We start from the raw sequence: 15977 nt of genomic DNA on the forward strand, positions 1-15977 counted from the left end.
GTGCAAGCCCGCGCCGCGCCCCGTCGCCGCCTCCGGCGCCGTACCCCCCCACCCTTGGTGGCCGCCCCCGGCGCCACCGCACGACGAAGGCCCGGGTCCTGCGCAGCAGGACCCGGGCCTTCGTTCGTGCACCCTATTCCCCCCGACGAGCAGTGCTGACGGCCCGCGGGGGTGTCGTGGGCAAGGCGGAGGAGGAGAGCTGTAGCGGAGCTACCGCCGACGACGACAACGCCGCCCACGGCACCCCCGCGGGTCGTCAGCCCTTGGTGGCGCCGGCGAGGAGGCCGCGGACGAAGAACCTCTGGAGGGAGAAGAACACGATGAGCGGCACGATGATCGAGATGAACGCGCCGGCCGTGAGCAGCTCCCACGACTGGCCGTAGGAGCCGGTGAGGTCCTGCAGCGCCTTCGTGATCGGCAGCCCTTGTCCGGAGGTGAAGACCGTCGCGACCAGCAGGTCGTTCCAGACCCAGAGGAACTGGAAGATGCCGAAGGAGGCGATGGCGGGGACCGAGAGCGGGAGCACGATGCGGAAGAAGATCTGGCCGTGTCCGGCGCCGTCCACTCGTGCCGCTTCGATGACCTCGCCGGGGATCTCGGAGATGAAGTTGTGGAGCATGAAGATCGCGAGCGGGAGCGCGAAGATCGTGTGCGCGATCCACACCTTCGCGTAGGAGCCGTCCAACCCGTTCACCCCGAGGCCGGGGAGGATGTAGAGCCCTCCGATGCGCAGGCCGTCCGAGAACAGCTGCAGCAGCGGCACGAGCGCCATCTGGATGGGAACGATCTGGAGCGAGAACACGAGGACGAAGAGCGTGTTGCGGCCCTTGAAGTCGATCCAGGCGAACGCGTAGGCGGCGAGGCTGGCGATCGTGATCGGGATCAGCGCCGCCGGCAGCGTGATGACGAGCGAGTTCACGAACGCCTTGCCCAGGGTCAGGCTGTCGCCCGAGTTGAGCGCGTTCGCGTAGTTGTCGAGGGTGAAGCCGGGGTTGGCGAAGATCGTCCACCAGCCGGTCGTCTTGATGTCGTTCGCGGGGCGGAACGACGAGATGAACAGACCGAGGGTGGGGACGGTCCAGATGACGGCGATGATCAGCGCGGCGAGGGTGGCGCCGCGCGACGTCGTCGCCTTCTTCACCTTGCCGCTGGCCGCCTCGATCCTGGACTCGCCGCGCGCGAGCGCGCGCTCGGTGCTGCGGTCGACCGGAACCTGGATCGGAGTGGGCGTGACGCTCATCGGATCTCCCTCTGCTTGGCGAGCTGGCGGGCGTTGTAGACGACGATCGGGAGCACGAGCAGGAACAGGATGACCGCGAGGGCCGCGCTGTAGCCGCTGCGGGCGCCGAGCTGGAACTGGCGGACCATCTCGAACGCGAGGACCGTGGTGTCGGAGCGGCCGCCGGTCATCGCCGAGACGATGTCGAAGACCTTCAGCGACGCGATCGAGATCGTCGTGAGGACGACCACGATCGAGGAGCGGATTCCGGGGACGGTGACGTTCCAGAAGGACTGCCACGCGCTGGTGCCGTCGAGCGAGGCCGCTTCGAGCTGCTCGGAGGGGACGCCCTTGATGGCGGCGGAGAGCACCGTCATGGCGAATCCGGCCTGGGTCCAGATGAGGACGACGACGAGGAACAGCGTGTTCCACGGCTCGAGTCCCAGCCAGTCGACCGGCGGGGCGCCGAAGGCGGTGAGGATGCCGTTGAGGAGGCCGATCTGCTCGCCCTGGCGCACGTCGTAGAAGAACTTGAAGATGATCGACGCGCCGACGAACGAGATCGCCATCGGCATGAAGACCAGCAGCTTGAAGAACTTCTCGCCGCGGCTCTTGTCGATGAAGACCGCGTAGGCGAGACCGATCGCGGTCGCCGTGATCGGGGCCAGGAGCACCCAGACCACCGTGTTGAGGAAGGCGGTGATGCCGTCGGGGCTGGTGAAGACCCAGACGAAGTTGTCGATGCCGGCGAATCCGGAGCCGTCGTTCTTCATGAACGCGTTGATGGCCGTCGTGATCGTCGGGTAGATCAGGCCGATGAGGATGAAGAAGGCGGCCGGTGCCATGAACGCGATGAGCTGGAGTCCGTAGCCCGCGCCTTTGCGGGACCGGAAGTCGAGCAGGAACAGCGCGCCGCCGATGACGGCGGCCACCACCGCGACCCAGAGGACGGAGTTGTAGAGGCCGAAGACCAGCAGGAGGACGACCGGCAGGACGACCGTGACCGCGAGCCGGAGGACCGTGTAGCCGGTGCCGCGGCGGGGCGCGATCTCGACGAAGAAGAGGATGAGCGCCACCACGGCCGCGAAGGCCAGGAGGATGAGCGGGATCTGCGCGAGCGGCGGGATTCCCGCCAGCCATTGGAAGAACCCCGAGATGGTGATGGGGGACATGGACGCCCTTTCGAGTGCGACTCTGGACTCAGGAGGGGCCCGGCCCCGGGATCCGTGGATCCGGGGGCCGGGCCGTCACAGCTGAGCCGCCACTCGGGAGCGGCGGCTCTGCTCCGCTGCTAGGAGGTGTAGCCGGCCTGGATCTCCTCGAGCGCCTGGTCGGTGCTCGTGCCGTCGATCCAGTCGACCATGCCCTTGAAGAAGCTGTCCGAGCCCACTGCCTTCGGCATGAGGTCGGACGCGTCGAAGCGGAACGTGGTGTCCGGGTTCTGGAGGATCGCGATGGAGTCCTTCAGGACGTCGCTGCCCGCGTTGGCCGGGTCGAGACCGGTGTTCGCGGAGATGACGCCGCCGAGGGAGACGCGGCTGTTGGCCCAGTCGGCGCTGGCCAGGTACTCCTGGACCTTCGCGGTGTCCTCGTCGTTCGAGAACGCGGCGACCATCTCGCCACCACCGGTGACGGCCTGGGCGTCGTCGGCCTTGACCGGCGGGGTGAGGAAGGCCCACACGTCGCCGTCCTCGGCCACGTTGGCGCCGGCCGAGGTCAGGAAGCCCTCGAAGAACGAGGCCTGGTGGGTCAGCGCGCAGGTGCCGTTCGCCATGTTCTGGGCGACGTCGCCGAAGGCGGTGGAGTTGATCGACTTCACGTCGCCGTAGCCGGCGTTGACGAGGGTCGGGTCGAGGAGGATCGATCCGACGGAGTCGAACGCGGACTTGATGGCCGGGTCGGTGAAGGGGGTGTCGCCCGCGACCCAGGAGTCGTAGACGTCGGGGCCGGCCTCGCGGAGGACGGCGTCCTCGATCCAGTCGGTTCCGGGCCAGCCGGAGGCCTCACCGGAGTTGAAGCCCGCGCACCAGGACGGTCCGCCGGTCTTCTCGGCGATCGTCTTGCCGAGCGCCTCCATCTCGTCCCACGTCGTGGGAACGGAGACGCCCCACTCCGTGAACTTGGCCGGGGAGTACCAGATGTAGCCCTTGACGGACGCCATCAGCGGCGCGCCGTACTGGGTGCCGTCGACCTGGCCGTACTTCTGCCAGTCCTCGGACCAGTTCTGCTTGACGTTGGCGAGGGCGCCCTCGGGGAGCTCCTGCACCTTGCCGGAGGCGACGGTGTCGGCGAGCAGACCCGGCTGCGGGAAGATCGCGAGGTCGGGGGTGTCGCCACCCTGGACCTTGATGCCGATCTGCTTCTCGAACTCCTTGTCGCCCGTGTACTTGATCTCGATGCCGCTCTCCTTCTCCCAGTCCGCCCAGGACTGCTCGAGAAGGGTGGCCTCGTCGCCGTTGATGGTGCCGTAGACGTTGACGACGCCGTCGGCGGTGCCGACCGTGCCGGCCGAGCTGCCGCCGCCGGCGTTCGGGTCGTTGGGGTCACTGCTGCTGGAGCAGCCCGCGAGTGCGATGCCGGCCGCTGCCAGAACGGCGACCGGGACGGTGATACGGCGGTGCAGGGATGACCGCATTCTTCCTCCTCATTGAGTGGTGGAACCAGCCGAGCAGGCCGCTCCTCGCCGATCGGGATCGGGAGGCTGTGGCGGCTCGAAGCGTGTGCCGCGACGACTCGGATGCTGGTGATGGCGATGCCAGGAGGAACTCCGAGCGGATCACCGGATTCGTGTGGATGGGCTCCCACAGAGGGAAACCTTTCCACAAGAACGATGAAAGCACAACGCCGGTGATAGAGCGCTCTCTGAGATAACGATTCGGCGTCAGAACAGCGATCGCGGCGGTTGGGCCGGGCGGAGATCGATCTCGGCGCGACGCCCGGCCGCCGGGCGGGGTATAACTTCCTGGAACCGTTTCCAGCATCGAGGCCGGACGGTCGGGAGGAACGCCGTGCCAGGCATCGAAGAGGTGGCCGAGCTCGCAGGAGTGTCGAAGGCGACGGTCTCGCGCGCGCTCAGCGGCCGGGGCTACGTCTCCGCGGGGACGAAGCAGCGCGTCGAGCGCGCCGCGACGAGCCTGGGCTACGTCGTCTCCGCCAACGCCTCCAGCCTCGTCACCGGCCGCAGCAACAACATCGCCGTGATCATCCCGATCATCAACCAGTGGTTCTTCGCCGGGATCATCGAGGGCATCGAGCGCGCCCTGCTCGCCGCCGGCTACGACCTGCTCCTCTACAACATCGACAAGCACCTCGACGCCCGCCGGAGCGTGTTCGAGTACTACCTCGTCCGCAAGCGCGTCGACGCGATCGTCGCCGTCACCCTCGAGATCTCGCCGCACGAGACGGAGGCGCTCCTCGCCCTGGGCAAGCCCATCGTCGGCATCGGCGGCGAGCTCCCCGGCATCCCCACCTTCAGCATCGACGACGTCGCCGCCTCCCGCCTCGCCACGGAGCACCTGCTCTCCCTCGGCCACGAGCGGGTCGTCCACATCGGCGGGCTCGCGGAGGAGGAGATGGACTTCCACGTCCACACGCAGCGCCGCGACGGCTTCCGCCAGGCGCTCGCCGCCGCCGGCCTCGAGCCGGGCGCGCAGGACATCGTGCCCACCACCTTCGACATCCCCGGCGGGCACAGCGCCGGACGGCAGGTCCTCGGCGACCCGCGGACCCGGCCGACGGCGATCTTCGCCGCCTCCGACGAGATCGCGATCGGGATCATCCTCGCGGCGCGCGAGCTCGGCCTCTCGGTGCCCGAGGACGTCTCCGTCATCGGGATCGACGACCACCCCCTCGCCGAGCTCTTCGGTCTCAGCTCGATCCGCCAGGACCCGCGCCAGCAGGGCGAGCTCGCGGTCGCGCTGGTGCTGGACGCGCTGGCCGCCCTCGGTCGCGGCGAGCCCCCTCCCCCGGCTCGCCACACGCTGATCCCCGCCTCGCTGGTGATCCGCACCAGCACCTCGGCGCCGCGGGGAGCGAGAATCGGAGCATGAGCGACTCCGACACCCCCACTGTCCGCGACGTCCCCGAGCGGTCCCGCTTCGTGATCGAGGTCGGCGGCACCCCGGCCGGCTTCGCCGCGTACACCCGCCAGGGCGACGAGGTGACGCTCACCCACACCGTCGTCGACGACGCGTGGGAGGGCCACGGCCTCGGGAGCATCCTCGCGCGGGCCGCGGTCACCGCGATCACGGAGGCGGGCGGCACGGTCGTCCCGCGCTGCCCCTTCGTCGCGGCCTGGCTGCGCAAGCACCCGGACGTCGACGCTCGGGTCCGCTGGCCCGAGGACTGACTCACTCCGGGGGCGTCCTGCTCCCGATCTCCTGGAGCGCCCAGGTGTTGCCGTCCGGATCGGCGAAGTACGCGTACTGCACGCCGCCCAGGTCCTGGACCTCGCTGATCTCGAGCGAGCGGCCGACGAGCTCCGCGCGAGCGGCGGCGATGTCGTCGACGACGAGGTGGAGGGAGCGGACGACGCCCTCCTCCGGACCGGGGCCCATCCCGCTGCCGACCACGATCGAGCAGGCCGAGCCGGGCGGGGTGAGCTGGACCACGCGCATCGCGGCGGAGGGCCGCACGTCGTGGTCGAGGTGGAAGCCCATCACCTCCGTGTAGAAGGCGACCGCGCGGTCGACGTCGCTGACGGGGAGGGGGACGAGCTCGAGTCGCATCTGCACGCGACCAGTGTGCCGCGCGGCGGAACCGTGCGGGAGGGGGTCAGTCGCGCGGGCCGACGACGAGGCGCTCGTGCATGATCTCGACGGCGCGCTCCAGGACGCGGCGGTCCTCCGGAGTCAGATCGGCGAAGATCGGCGTCAGCGCGTCGCCGAGGTCGGTCCGCCAGGCGTTCAGCGCGTCCGCACCGGCGGGAGCCAGGCGGATCTGCCAGGCGCGCGCGTCGAGGGGATCGGCGATGCGGTCGAGCCAGCCGGTCTCGACGAGGTTCTTCACGATCTTGGTCATCGTGGGCTGCGAGACGCGGCTCTGGGAGGCGAGCTCCCCCAGGCGCATCGGGCCCATCGAGAGGAGCACCGAGAGCGTGCGCCAGACGGCCTGCGACTCCTGGTTGCCGGTCGCCTGGGCGGCGAGGCGGGTGATCCGGTGCGTCACCGAGACGAAGTCGCTCAGGAGCTCGCTGAGCGAGACCTCGCTGGGCGGGACGTCGCGGGCGGGGAGCCCGGCGAGCAGATCGTGAGCAGTCACGCTCCGATCCTAGGGGCGCGCGCCGCCAACGGCCGGGAACGACGAAGGGCGCCGCCTCCGAGGAGACGACGCCCTGCGTCTGCAGGCGTGCCTGCGTCACCCTGACGAGCGACCGACCGGAGCCGGCACCCGCGACGGGTGAAGGGGATTACTTGACGGTGACGGTCGCGCCGGCGCCCTCGAGCTGAGCCTTGGCCTTCTCGGCGGTCTCCTTGTTGACGGCCTCGAGGACCGCCTTGGGGGCACCGTCGACGAGCGCCTTCGCCTCACCGAGGCCGAGGCTGGTGAGGGCGCGCACCTCCTTGATGACCTGGATCTTCTTCTCGCCGGCGGCCTCGAGCACGACGTCGAACTCGGTCTGCTCCTCGACCTCTTCGGCGGGGGCGGCCGGGCCGGCCACACCGGCGGCGGCGACGGGCGCCGCAGCGGTGACCTCGAAGACCTCTTCGAACTTCTTGACGAACTCCGAGAGCTCGATGAGCGTGAGCTCCTTGAAGGCCTCGATGAGCTCGTCCTGCGTGAGCTTTGCCATGATTTTTCTCCTTGTTTTTCTTTGTCTACGAACCGCGCGCGCACTGCTTCCCGGAAGGGGAAGACGTCAGCTCGCGGACTCCTGCTTCTCGCGCAGCGCCTCGACCGTGCGAACGGCCTTCGAGAGCGGAGCGTTGAACAGATATGCGGCGCCGAACAGCGAGGCCTTGAAGGCGCCGGCGAGCTTGCCGAGCAGAACTTCGCGGGACTCGAGGTCGGCGAGCTTGCCCACCTCTTCTGCGGTCAGCGGGTTACCGTCGAAGTAACCGCCCTTGACCACGAGGAGAGGGTTTGCCTTGGCGAAGGCACGCAGCGACTTCGCGACGGCGACAGGGTCGCCGTGCACGAACGCGATGGCCGAGGGGCCAGCGAGCTCGTCGTCGAAGGACGAGATACCGGCGTTGTTCGCCGCGATCTTGGTCAGCGTGTTCTTCACCACGGCGTAGGTTGCGTGCTCACTGATGTCCTTGCGCAGCGTCTTGAGCTGAGCAACAGTGAGACCGCGGTACTCGGTCAGCAGAACGGCCGTCGAGCTCTGGAACTTCTCCGTGAGTTCGGCAACCGAGGCTTCCTTGTTCGCCATGGCTACTCCTGTGAATTCTCGTGCCGGTAGCCCGAAGGCAGGCAAAGAAAAAAGCTCCGGCACAGGGGCGCGGAGCTTCGGGATCGCGGTGAGGCGGAACTGAACTCGTGCACCTGCGCGGGCAATTCGCTTCGCGAATCCTTCGTCCGGTGGCGATCCGCGGGGCCGGGGCCCTGCTCGTGCGCACACCGGAAACCGGCGGTCTTTGGCTTCGGGAAGCGTACGTCATCGCGGCGCGCGGGCGCAAGTCGAGGAGGAGGGCCCGCGCGCGGGATGCTGGAGGCATGACCGGCCCGACCCCCGACTCCGCCCGCGACGTCGACTCCGCGATCGCCTCGGTGGAGGGCGAGCTCAGCACCCTCTTCAACCGCGTGCGGGCGGCGATGCGCTCCTACGCCGAGCGGCTCCACCCGGAGCTGACGCCGCTGGGCTACAAGACGATCTCGGCGCTCGAGCGCCGCGGACCCGTGCACTCGGGCGTGCTGGCCGAGCTCCTCGAGATGGACAAGTCGGCGCTCAGCCGCCAGATCACGGCGCTCGACCGCCTCGGCTTCCTCGAGCGCACCCCCGACCCGCAGGACGGCCGCGCCACGATCCTCTCGGTGACTCCGGCGACCGCCGCGCGGCTGCGCGAGATCCGCAGCTCGAACCAGGCGCTGATGCACGAGGAGCTGCGCAGCTGGGCGCTCGCCGACGTCGAGCTCTTCGCCTCTCTCCTGCACAGGATCAACGACCTTGACATCTGACGCTTAGCACCCCGTCCGTTCGGGGACAATCGCCGGACGCCGCCCGCTCGACTGCGTAGTTTCGGAGGCGATGGACCAGCACTCCTCCTCTCTCCTCCCCCACGACGTCGACGGCGCGCTCGGCTTCGCGCGCGGTCTGAGCGCCGACGCGCCCCGGCCCGGCACCGGTCGCACCGCCGAGCTGCACGGTCTCCTCGAGCGCCTGGCTCGGCACGACCTCGGCGTCGCGCGCGCGGTGGAGCCGCACCTCGACGCTCTCGCGATCCTCGGCGAGGCGGAGCTCGACCCGTCCGGACTCGGAGTCGCCGCCGACGCCGCCTGGGGGGTCTTCGCGGCCGAGGGCGGCGGGGATCCTCTGGTCGCCCGCGAGAGCGACGGCGACTGGCTGCTCGACGGAGTGAAGCCCTGGTGCTCGCTGGCCGACCGCCTCGACGCCGCCCTCGTCACCGCCCACGTCGGCGACGCCTCCGGCGAGCGCCGCCTCTTCGCCGTAGCGCTGCGGGACGGGACGGCGACGCCGGAGCAGGACGCCTGGCACGCGCGCGGCCTGACGGAGGTGCCCAGCGGACCGGTCCGCTTCTCCGGCACCCGCGCCGTCCCCGTGGGGGACGCCGGCTGGTACCTCTCGCGGCCCGGCTTCGCCTGGGGCGGCATCGGCGTCGCCGCCTGCTGGCACGGCGGAGCCCTCGGAGTCGCGGCTGCCGTCGCGGCGGCGGCAGCCCGACGCGAGGACCCGCACCTCCTGGCCCACCTCGGAGCGATCGACACGGCGCTCTCCGCGTCGCGCCGGGCGCTGGACGAGGCCGCCGCGGCGGTCGACGCGGGCGAGGCCGACGGCCCCCGCGGCTCACTGCTCGCCAAGCGCGTGCGGGCGAGCGTCGCCGGAGCGGTCGAGGAGATCCTGCTCCGCGCCGGCCGCGCGCTCGGCCCGGCTCCGCTCGCCCTCGACGCCGAGCACGCCAAGCGCGTCGCCGACCTCGCGCTCTACGTCCGCCAGCACCACGCCGAGCGCGACGACGCCGCTCTCGGCCGCGCCGTGCTCGCCTCGGGCGAGGCGGCCTCCTGGTGAGCCGGCCCTTCGACGGGCGCCTCGAGGGCACTCCTCTCGAGCGCTGGACCGCGGACGGCCGCCGCGACCGCCTCCCGGAGCTGACCCTGCCCGACGGGATCCGGCGCGTCCTGGTGGTCGTGGCGCACGCCGACGACGAGACCCTCGGCTGCGGCGGCACCATCGCGCTCGCGCGTCGGCGCGGGATCGCGGTCGACGTCGTCGTCGTGACCGACGGAGCCGCGGCCCACGGGGAGCGGGACGCGGACCTCGCTGCCGAGCGCCGGCGGGAGGCCTCGGACGCACTGGCGGAGCTCGGCCCCGGCATCGGGCTCGCCTTCCTCGACGTGCCGGACTCGGCGACCCCGGAGCACCACGAGCGCATCGCACGCGAGGTGCGCGAGCGGGCGGCCGGCGCCCCCGGGACCGTCCTGCTCCTCTCCACCTGGACCGGGGACGGTCACCGGGACCACCGCGTGGTCGGCGAGATCTGCGCGGAGGTCGCGCGCGAGCGCGGGCAGCCGCTGCTCGCCGCGCCGATCTGGCTGTGGCACTGGGCGGACCCGGAGGACCCCGAGGTGCCGTGGGGCGACCTCGTGCGCCTGCCGCTCGACGACGAGCTGCTCGAGCGCACCCGCCGCGCCCGCTCCCGCTACCCCAGCCAGACCCGCCCCGGGCCCGACGGGACCGGTGCGGTGCTCCATCCGCTCTTCCTGCGCACCTTCACCGGGGACGACCGGCTGGTGAGGATCGCATGAGCTACTTCGACGAGCTGTACGCCCGCCACGAGGACCCGTGGGGGTACACGAGCCGCTGGTACGAGCAGCGCAAGCGCGCCCTGACCCTCGCGAGCCTGCCGGAGCAGCGCTACGGCTCCGTGCTGGAGATCGGCGCCTCGATCGGCGTGCTGGCCGAGGCGCTGGCCGACCGGGCCGACCGCCTGCTGGCGATCGACGTGTCGAGCGCCGCCGTCGAGCGCGCCGCCCGCCGCCTCGCTCCGCTCGAACACGTGCGGGTCGAGCACCACGACATCACCCGCGGCGTGCCGGAGGGTCCGTTCGACCTGGTCGTGCTCTCGGAGGTCGGCTACTACCTCGGCGACGCCCTCCCCGGCGTGCTGCGCACCATCCGCGACGCCCTCGCCCCCGCGGGGGAGCTCGTCACCGTGCACTGGCGGCATCCGATCGAGGGGCTCGCTCTGGACGGTGACGCCGTGCAGTCCGCCGTGGCCGAGCTGGGCCTGCACCGCCTCGCCCGCCACGAGGAGGAGGACGTCCTGCTCGAGGTCCACGCCCGCGACTCCCGCTCGGTCGCCCGCCGGACGGGGCTGGTGTGAGCCGGCTCGCGCAGGTGCTGGTCGTCGTGCCCGCGCGCGACGAGGAGGAGCGGATCGGCGGCCTGATCGCCTCCGTCCAGGCCAGTGCGACCCACCTCGCCCACCGGGCGCCCGGCATCGGGATGCGCCTCGTGGTCGCCGCGGACGGCTGCTCCGACGCGACCGTCGAGCGGGCCCGTGCCGTCGGCGCCGAGGTGCTGGAGCTCGCCCGCTGCGGAGTAGGCGCCGCCCGCTCCGCCGGGATCGCGCACGCCCTCTCCTCCGTCACCGCTCCGCTCGAGCAGGTGTGGATCGCCAACACCGACGCCGACACCGTGGTCCCCCGCGACTGGCTGGCCGCCCACGTCGAGCACGCGCGACGGCACGACGCGCTGCTCGGCACGGTCCGGCCCGACCCGGCCGACCTCTCCCCCGGCGCCTACTCGCGCTGGCGCGACGTCCGCGCGCGCGAGGAGTCGATCGGCAGCATCCACGGCGCGAATCTCGGCGTCCGCGCGAGCGCGTACCTCGCCGCGGGCGGATTCGGGCGGGAGCCGCTGCACGAGGACGTCCTGCTCGTCGAGCGGCTGCGCGCGAGCGGCGCCCGGGTCGGAGCGACGGACCGCGGCGAGGTGGTCACCTCCGGCCGCCGCGACAACCGGGTCGAGGGCGGCTACGGCCACTACCTCCACGCTCGCTTCCCGTCCGAGACGTCTCCGGCCTGCGGCTGAATCGGGTACACGCGCACGCGGAACACGATGCGAGGGGTCCCTGTCAATGGTCGGGCCGTGGTTTGTCACGGATTGCGCAGGAGAGTCAAATGGGTGTCGAGCACGACCCGGTGCTCTCCGATGGAAGGGTCACCGCATGAATCCCCGCCTCGTCCTGCTGGCACTGGTCGCCTTCACCGCCTACGTGTTCGGCTCCCGCGCCGGCCGCGGCCGCTACGAAGAGCTGCGCCACCTCGCACTCGGCGTGTGGAACGACCCGGCCACGAAGAAGACCCGCAAGAAGCTCAAGAAGACCTCCAAGCGCGAGGCCAAGCAGCTCACCGCCATCGCGAGCAAGGCCCGCGACAAGGTGCAGCGCCGCCTCCGCTGACCCCCGCTTCCACGACTCACAGGACACCGGCCCGCCGGTGTCTCCGCTCGCATCGGAACGGCCGATCGAGCACGAACTGAAGGAGAAACATCATGGGCATCATCAGCTGGATCATCCTCGGCCTCATCGCCGGGGCGCTCGCCAAGCTCATCCTCCCGGGCAAGCAGGGCGGCGGATGGATCATCACGATCGTCCTCGGCATCGTGGGCGCGCTGCTCGGCGGCTTCCTCAGCACGCTGTTCGGCATCCAGGACGCCGTCAACGGCATCAACATCGTGAGCATCATCGTCTCCGTCGTCGGTGCGATCGTCGTCCTCCTCATCTACGGCGCGATCGTCGGCCGCAAGTCCCGCGCGTAAGTCGCGCTCCCCGAAGGCCCCCGGCATCCGTGCCGGGGGCCTTCGGCGTTCCCGGAGCGGGCGCACCTCTGCTCAGGGGATCCGACTCCTCCTCCGCGGGGAAGCTGGATGTCCGCCGAGCGCGCAAGGGGTTGATGCTGAGAGCCGCAGGCGATGGACTGGAGGCACGACGGCGCGGCTCCACTGCGCCCTCGCCCCGACGAAAGGACGTACTCGCTCATGAGCGACGACACCGCAACGGTCCCCACGATCACCCTGAACAACGGCGTGGAGATCCCGCAGCTGGGCTTCGGCGTGTTCCAGATCGACCCGGCCGAGACCAAGGACGCGACCCTGGCGGCCCTCGAGGTCGGCTACCGCCACATCGACACCGCCGAGATGTACGGCAACGAGGCGGGCGTCGGCGAGGCCGTCCGCGCCTCCGGCCTCGACCGCTCCGAGGTCTTCGTGACCAGCAAGCTCAACAACGGCTTCCACGCCCGCGAGGACGCTCTCGCCGCGATCGACGTCACCCTCGGCGAGCTGAAGTTCGACTACGTCGACCTCTTCCTCATCCACTGGCCGCTCCCGAACGTGGGCGACTACCTGGAGACCTGGAAGGCGATGGAGGAGATCTACCGCAGCGGCAAGGCGAAGGCGATCGGCGTCTCCAACTTCCAGACCAACCACCTCAACCGGCTCCGTGCCGAGGCGACCATCGTCCCGGCCGTGAACCAGATCGAGGTGCACCCCTACCTCGTGCAGCAGGAGCTCCGCGCCTACGGCACCGAGCACGGCATCGCGACCGAGGCCTGGTCGCCGATCGCGCAGGGCCTCGTCCTCGACGACGACACCATCACCCGCATCGCGCGCAACGTCGACCGCAGCCCGGCGCAGGTCGTGCTCCGCTGGCACATCCAGCGCGGCGACATCGTCTTCCCGAAGTCGGTCACCCGCAAGCGCGTGGAGGAGAACTTCGCCCTCTTCGACTTCGAGCTCGACGACGAGGCGATGACCGACATCACGGCGCTCGACCGCGGCCACCGCACCGGCCCCGACCCCGACACCTTCAACTACATCCCGAGCTGATCCTCGGCTCCACGGAGCGCGCCCGGCCTGCAGTCGTACTGCGGACCGGGCGCGCTCGTGCGTGTGGCGGCGAGCCGAGCCGCGCACGAACAGGGCGGGTCTCGAGACGTCGCGCTGCCGCTCCTCGACCGGCACGGTCACGGGCCGACCGCACCCCTGCTGATCGAGGAGCGGGCGCAGCCCGCGTATCGGGATCCACCCCACCGACGAACAGCGCGGATCCCGATGCGCCGGGCCCGCGGATCAGCCCTGCTGCGAATCGCGCCAGGAGTGCTCGGGGGCGTAGCCGAGGACCTCGCGGGCGTGGTCGATCGAGAGCAGGGTGCCGGTTGTCCCGAGGTCGCCGCGCAGCTCGACGCCGGGGAACACCTCGGCCACCAGCTCGGCGTTGGGGCGCGTCATCACGGTGTCGGCCGCGGCGATGATGAAGCGGTCGAACCCGGTCGTCTCGGCGAGCAGCGCCTTCTCGACCGCCTGCGCTCCATCGCGTCCGTCGATGTAGCCCCAGAGGTTCCACTTGCGCAGCAGCGCGTCGGAGTCGAACGACGGGAACTCGGTGTAGTCGGCCTCGTCCATGACGTTCGAGAAGCGCAGGCCCGTGATCTTCAGGTCCGGGTGCCAGCGGCACAGCTCGATCGCCATCTGCTCCTCGAGGTGCTTGGTGAGCGAGTAGACCGACTCCGGGCGCGCCGGGTACTGCTCGTCGACCGGGATGTAGGGCGGCGGGACGTCGAAGGGCAGGCCCAGCACGGTCTCGCTGGAGGCGTAGACGACGTTGCGGATGCCGGCACGGATCGCTCCGTGGAAGGCGTTGAACGTCGCGATCATGTTGTTGTGGAACGTGGCGACGTCGGGCACGAGGCCCGGCGCGGGGATCGCGGCGAGGTGCACGAGCGCGTCGATGCCTTCGTACTGGTCGTTCACCGACTGCAGCGCGTCCACGACCTGGCCGTAGTCGGCGATGTCGATGCGGACGAAGCCCGCGCCGCGGTCCCCCGCACGGTCCAGATTGAAGACCTCGTGCCCGGAAGCGCGGAGGCGGGTGACGACGTGGCGGCCGAGCTTGCCGGATCCACCGGTGACTGCGATTCTCATGCTCGAACGCTAACGGGCCTGAGCGACGAGGGACGAGGGTTGCGGATCAGCTCCGGGCATGGAGCGAGATCGCGCCGCCGACCTCGGGCGTCGTCTCGTCGGCGACGAGCTCCGTCCAGCGGCGGAGCACGGCGGCGCCGGCCGCGTCGTTCACGGCTCCGTCGACGACGAGGACCGGGTAGGGCTTCTCGGGCACGCCCTCTGCGGGCCGCACGTCGACGTGGGCGACGTCGTAGGCGTGCTCGAACAGCCAGTCGGCCATCGCGTAGTCGCTCCGGGAGTCGCCGACCGTGCGCCAGCGCTGCGGGATCGCGCCGGTCGCTCCTAGCAGCTCCACGGCGCGCTGGGCGCCGAGGTCCTTGCCGAGCCGGTTCGACTCGATGTCGGTCGAGATGACGGTCGGGTCGATGCGGAAGTCGACCGTCCCCTCCTCGTTCGGGTACCGAATGCCGCGGCGCTCGACTCCCAGGCCCGCGGCGGTCATGATCTGCAGGGCGTCGGCGTCGAAGACGAGCTGGCGCTCGAGGTAGTCCTCGCTCGGCAGGTCGACCAGCTGCTCGGCCGAGACCATGGCGCGCTTGGTCTCGTCGAAGAAGACCAGGTCGTCGTAGTCGGAGCGGATCATCCGCTCGAGGTCGCGGGCCACCGGCTCGGGGATCGCGAGCGACTCGTCGACGATCGGCTCCGAGGTGCCGCGGTAGTCGACGGTGAACCAGACGGCGCCCTTCTCGCAGACGCACACGATGCGGGCCTCGGCCGAGACGCCGCGCTCGAGGAGCGCGGGCAGGACCCGCTCGCGCAGGAACGCGTCGGAGCGGCCCGTGTTGAACACGATCGGGATGCCGGCGTTGGCCAGGGTGACGAGGTCGGCGGCGATCTCGGGGATCGAGATCGTGCGCGTGACGGGGCTCGCGATGGGCCCGTCGACGTCGAGGAGCAGGCCGAGCGGAGGGGGTGTGGAGGTCATCGTGACCCATTCTGCCGTGCCGGGGCCGCTCGACGCCTCCGTGGCCGCCTCCGCGCGGGCGGAGCGGTTCAGGAGGCGGGGACGACGAGGGTGCGCTGAGCGGTGGTGCCGTCGGGAGCGAGGACGGAGAGGGTGATCAGGGTCTCGGAGTCGCGGCAGTCGGCGGTGACGGCGGCGGAGCCGGACGCCGCGAGGTCGACGGGCTCGCCCGCGCTCGCGTCGGTGGTGCCGACGGCCAGGCGGGCGGTGGCGCCTCCGCTCGTCTCCCACGACAGGGCGAGCGGGACGGAGGCGGTGCGGTCGCCCTCGCAGTCGACGGAGGCGGGGGTGGAGGCGAAGGAGACGATGGCGGGAGGAGCGTCGGATCCGGTGCCCGGCTCGGTGCCGGACGGAGCGGCGGAGACCGTCGGTGCGGGGGCGGCGGCGCCGTCGGCCGCCTCCGCGGAGCCGGGAGCGGCGGACGTCGCCGGAGCGGTCCCGGACGGCGCCGAGGACGGGCCCGCGGACGCCGTGGCTGCGCCGGGCGCTCCCCCGCCGGCGGGCCGGACGAGCAGCACGATCGCGAGGACGACGCCGACGATTCCGAGGGCGGCGAGGACGATACCGGTGGTGCGGGCTGAGCGGGACGGCATCGGTCCTCCTGGGACGGGACGGGACGGGCGGAAGAGACGGGGCGGGGCAGGGGG

Annotated in this window: 20 protein-coding genes; 10 read left to right on the forward strand and 10 right to left on the reverse strand. The window is 71.0% G+C overall.

Translation table 11 applies throughout. The features are described from left to right. Positions 1 to 256 precede the first annotated feature (256 nt). The 3 genes from C5C49_RS16195 to C5C49_RS16205 form a co-directional block, all read right to left on the reverse strand. Complete coding sequence (locus tag C5C49_RS16195; protein WP_104224339.1) at positions 257 to 1240, reverse strand: carbohydrate ABC transporter permease; 984 nt, start codon at positions 1238 to 1240, stop codon at positions 257 to 259. After that, on the reverse strand, positions 1237 to 2391 hold the full coding sequence (locus tag C5C49_RS16200) for a carbohydrate ABC transporter permease (protein WP_181027270.1): 1155 nt from the start codon (positions 2389 to 2391) through the stop codon (positions 1237 to 1239). Before C5C49_RS16200 ends, C5C49_RS16195 begins: the two co-directional genes overlap by 4 nt. 119 nt (positions 2392 to 2510) lie before the next feature. Then, positions 2511 to 3854, reverse strand: coding sequence for an ABC transporter substrate-binding protein (locus C5C49_RS16205; protein ID WP_104262983.1), 1344 nt, complete (start codon positions 3852 to 3854; stop codon positions 2511 to 2513). A gap of 373 nt (positions 3855 to 4227) precedes the next feature. On the opposite strand from C5C49_RS16205, the gene C5C49_RS16210 reads away from it, so the two are divergent. Further along, positions 4228 to 5268 carry a LacI family DNA-binding transcriptional regulator gene (locus C5C49_RS16210; RefSeq protein WP_104224337.1) on the forward strand — a complete coding sequence of 347 codons (1041 nt, stop codon included), beginning with the start codon at positions 4228 to 4230 and terminating at the stop codon, positions 5266 to 5268. Continuing rightward, positions 5265 to 5567: a GNAT family N-acetyltransferase gene (locus C5C49_RS16215; RefSeq protein ID WP_104224336.1), complete on the forward strand. Its 303-nt coding sequence runs from the start codon at positions 5265 to 5267 to the stop codon at positions 5565 to 5567. The genes C5C49_RS16210 and C5C49_RS16215 overlap by 4 nt, the downstream gene beginning before the upstream one ends. Position 5568: 1 nt before the next feature. On the opposite strand, the gene C5C49_RS16220 is transcribed toward C5C49_RS16215, so the two are convergent. From C5C49_RS16220 to rplJ, 4 genes are all read right to left on the reverse strand, one after another. Beyond that, positions 5569 to 5952, reverse strand: a complete 384-nt coding sequence (locus C5C49_RS16220) for a VOC family protein (RefSeq protein WP_181074635.1) — start codon at positions 5950 to 5952, stop codon at positions 5569 to 5571. A 40-nt stretch (positions 5953 to 5992) separates the two neighbouring features. Further along, complete coding sequence (locus C5C49_RS16225; protein WP_244229591.1) at positions 5993 to 6478, reverse strand: MarR family winged helix-turn-helix transcriptional regulator; 486 nt, start codon at positions 6476 to 6478, stop codon at positions 5993 to 5995. Positions 6479 to 6626: 148 nt separating this feature from the next. Beyond that, positions 6627 to 7010, reverse strand: a complete 384-nt coding sequence (rplL, locus tag C5C49_RS16230) for a 50S ribosomal protein L7/L12 (protein ID WP_104224335.1) — start codon at positions 7008 to 7010, stop codon at positions 6627 to 6629. A gap of 66 nt (positions 7011 to 7076) precedes the next feature. Then, the gene (gene rplJ, locus C5C49_RS16235; RefSeq protein WP_055791018.1) at positions 7077 to 7592 is read right to left on the reverse strand and encodes a 50S ribosomal protein L10; all 516 of its coding nucleotides are present in this window, start codon (positions 7590 to 7592) and stop codon (positions 7077 to 7079) included. Positions 7593 to 7876: 284 nt separating this feature from the next. Here rplJ and C5C49_RS16240 point away from each other — a divergent pair, with 284 nt between their 5' ends. The 8 genes from C5C49_RS16240 (at position 7877) to C5C49_RS16275 (ending at position 13229) form a co-directional block, all read left to right on the forward strand. Continuing rightward, positions 7877 to 8338, forward strand: a complete 462-nt coding sequence (locus tag C5C49_RS16240) for a MarR family winged helix-turn-helix transcriptional regulator (protein ID WP_104224334.1) — start codon at positions 7877 to 7879, stop codon at positions 8336 to 8338. 70 nt (positions 8339 to 8408) lie between these two features. After that, complete coding sequence (locus C5C49_RS16245) at positions 8409 to 9407, forward strand: acyl-CoA dehydrogenase (RefSeq protein ID WP_219813281.1); 999 nt, start codon at positions 8409 to 8411, stop codon at positions 9405 to 9407. Continuing rightward, entirely contained in the window at positions 9404 to 10144 is a 741-nt protein-coding gene (locus C5C49_RS16250; RefSeq protein WP_181135796.1) for a PIG-L deacetylase family protein, read from the forward strand. Before C5C49_RS16245 ends, C5C49_RS16250 begins: the two co-directional genes overlap by 4 nt. Beyond that, the gene (locus C5C49_RS16255; RefSeq protein ID WP_104234596.1) at positions 10141 to 10722 is read left to right on the forward strand and encodes a class I SAM-dependent methyltransferase; all 582 of its coding nucleotides are present in this window, start codon (positions 10141 to 10143) and stop codon (positions 10720 to 10722) included. The genes C5C49_RS16250 and C5C49_RS16255 overlap by 4 nt, the downstream gene beginning before the upstream one ends. Next, positions 10719 to 11432, forward strand: coding sequence for a glycosyltransferase family 2 protein (locus C5C49_RS16260; RefSeq protein ID WP_104224332.1), 714 nt, complete (start codon positions 10719 to 10721; stop codon positions 11430 to 11432). Before C5C49_RS16255 ends, C5C49_RS16260 begins: the two co-directional genes overlap by 4 nt. Before the next feature lie 136 nt (positions 11433 to 11568). After that, complete coding sequence (locus C5C49_RS16265) at positions 11569 to 11802, forward strand: hypothetical protein (RefSeq protein WP_104227476.1); 234 nt, start codon at positions 11569 to 11571, stop codon at positions 11800 to 11802. A 92-nt stretch (positions 11803 to 11894) separates the two neighbouring features. Continuing rightward, positions 11895 to 12161, forward strand: coding sequence for a GlsB/YeaQ/YmgE family stress response membrane protein (locus tag C5C49_RS16270; protein WP_104224330.1), 267 nt, complete (start codon positions 11895 to 11897; stop codon positions 12159 to 12161). Between the two features lie 219 nt (positions 12162 to 12380). Further along, positions 12381 to 13229 carry an aldo/keto reductase gene (locus tag C5C49_RS16275; protein ID WP_104224329.1) on the forward strand — a complete coding sequence of 283 codons (849 nt, stop codon included), beginning with the start codon at positions 12381 to 12383 and terminating at the stop codon, positions 13227 to 13229. A 243-nt stretch (positions 13230 to 13472) separates the two neighbouring features. On the opposite strand, the gene C5C49_RS16280 is transcribed toward C5C49_RS16275, so the two are convergent. The 3 genes from C5C49_RS16280 to C5C49_RS16290 all read right to left on the reverse strand — a co-directional run bounded on the left by C5C49_RS16280 (position 13473) and on the right by C5C49_RS16290 (position 15923). Further along, positions 13473 to 14324 (reverse strand): NAD(P)-dependent oxidoreductase, encoded by an 852-nt coding sequence (locus C5C49_RS16280; protein WP_104346588.1) that lies wholly within the window; start codon positions 14322 to 14324, stop codon positions 13473 to 13475. Positions 14325 to 14370: 46 nt separating this feature from the next. Beyond that, positions 14371 to 15291, reverse strand: a complete 921-nt coding sequence (locus tag C5C49_RS16285; RefSeq protein WP_104346589.1) for a hypothetical protein — start codon at positions 15289 to 15291, stop codon at positions 14371 to 14373. Between the two features lie 68 nt (positions 15292 to 15359). Further along, entirely contained in the window at positions 15360 to 15923 is a 564-nt protein-coding gene (locus C5C49_RS16290) for a hypothetical protein (RefSeq protein WP_104346590.1), read from the reverse strand. Between the last annotated feature and the right edge of the window lie 54 nt (positions 15924 to 15977).

The organism is Rathayibacter sp. AY1E2, from assembly GCF_002932325.1.
Classification (GTDB): Bacteria; Actinomycetota; Actinomycetes; order Actinomycetales; family Microbacteriaceae; genus Rathayibacter.

Coding starts and splice junctions, on each gene's coding strand:
- C5C49_RS16195 (WP_104224339.1), bottom strand. CDS start 1,240: ATGAGCGTCACGCCCACTCCGATCCAGGTTCCGGTCGACCGCAGCACC.
- C5C49_RS16200 (WP_181027270.1), bottom strand. CDS start 2,391: ATGTCCCCCATCACCATCTCGGGGTTCTTCCAATGGCTGGCGGGAATC.
- C5C49_RS16205 (WP_104262983.1), bottom strand. CDS start 3,854: ATGCGGTCATCCCTGCACCGCCGTATCACCGTCCCGGTCGCCGTTCTG.
- C5C49_RS16215 (WP_104224336.1), top strand. CDS start 5,265: ATGAGCGACTCCGACACCCCCACTGTCCGCGACGTCCCCGAGCGGTCC.
- rplL (WP_104224335.1), bottom strand. CDS start 7,010: ATGGCAAAGCTCACGCAGGACGAGCTCATCGAGGCCTTCAAGGAGCTC.
- rplJ (WP_055791018.1), bottom strand. CDS start 7,592: ATGGCGAACAAGGAAGCCTCGGTTGCCGAACTCACGGAGAAGTTCCAG.
- C5C49_RS16240 (WP_104224334.1), top strand. CDS start 7,877: ATGACCGGCCCGACCCCCGACTCCGCCCGCGACGTCGACTCCGCGATC.
- C5C49_RS16245 (WP_219813281.1), top strand. CDS start 8,409: ATGGACCAGCACTCCTCCTCTCTCCTCCCCCACGACGTCGACGGCGCG.
- C5C49_RS16255 (WP_104234596.1), top strand. CDS start 10,141: ATGAGCTACTTCGACGAGCTGTACGCCCGCCACGAGGACCCGTGGGGG.
- C5C49_RS16265 (WP_104227476.1), top strand. CDS start 11,569: ATGAATCCCCGCCTCGTCCTGCTGGCACTGGTCGCCTTCACCGCCTAC.
- C5C49_RS16270 (WP_104224330.1), top strand. CDS start 11,895: ATGGGCATCATCAGCTGGATCATCCTCGGCCTCATCGCCGGGGCGCTC.
- C5C49_RS16275 (WP_104224329.1), top strand. CDS start 12,381: ATGAGCGACGACACCGCAACGGTCCCCACGATCACCCTGAACAACGGC.
- C5C49_RS16280 (WP_104346588.1), bottom strand. CDS start 14,324: ATGAGAATCGCAGTCACCGGTGGATCCGGCAAGCTCGGCCGCCACGTC.
- C5C49_RS16285 (WP_104346589.1), bottom strand. CDS start 15,291: ATGACCTCCACACCCCCTCCGCTCGGCCTGCTCCTCGACGTCGACGGG.
- C5C49_RS16290 (WP_104346590.1), bottom strand. CDS start 15,923: ATGCCGTCCCGCTCAGCCCGCACCACCGGTATCGTCCTCGCCGCCCTC.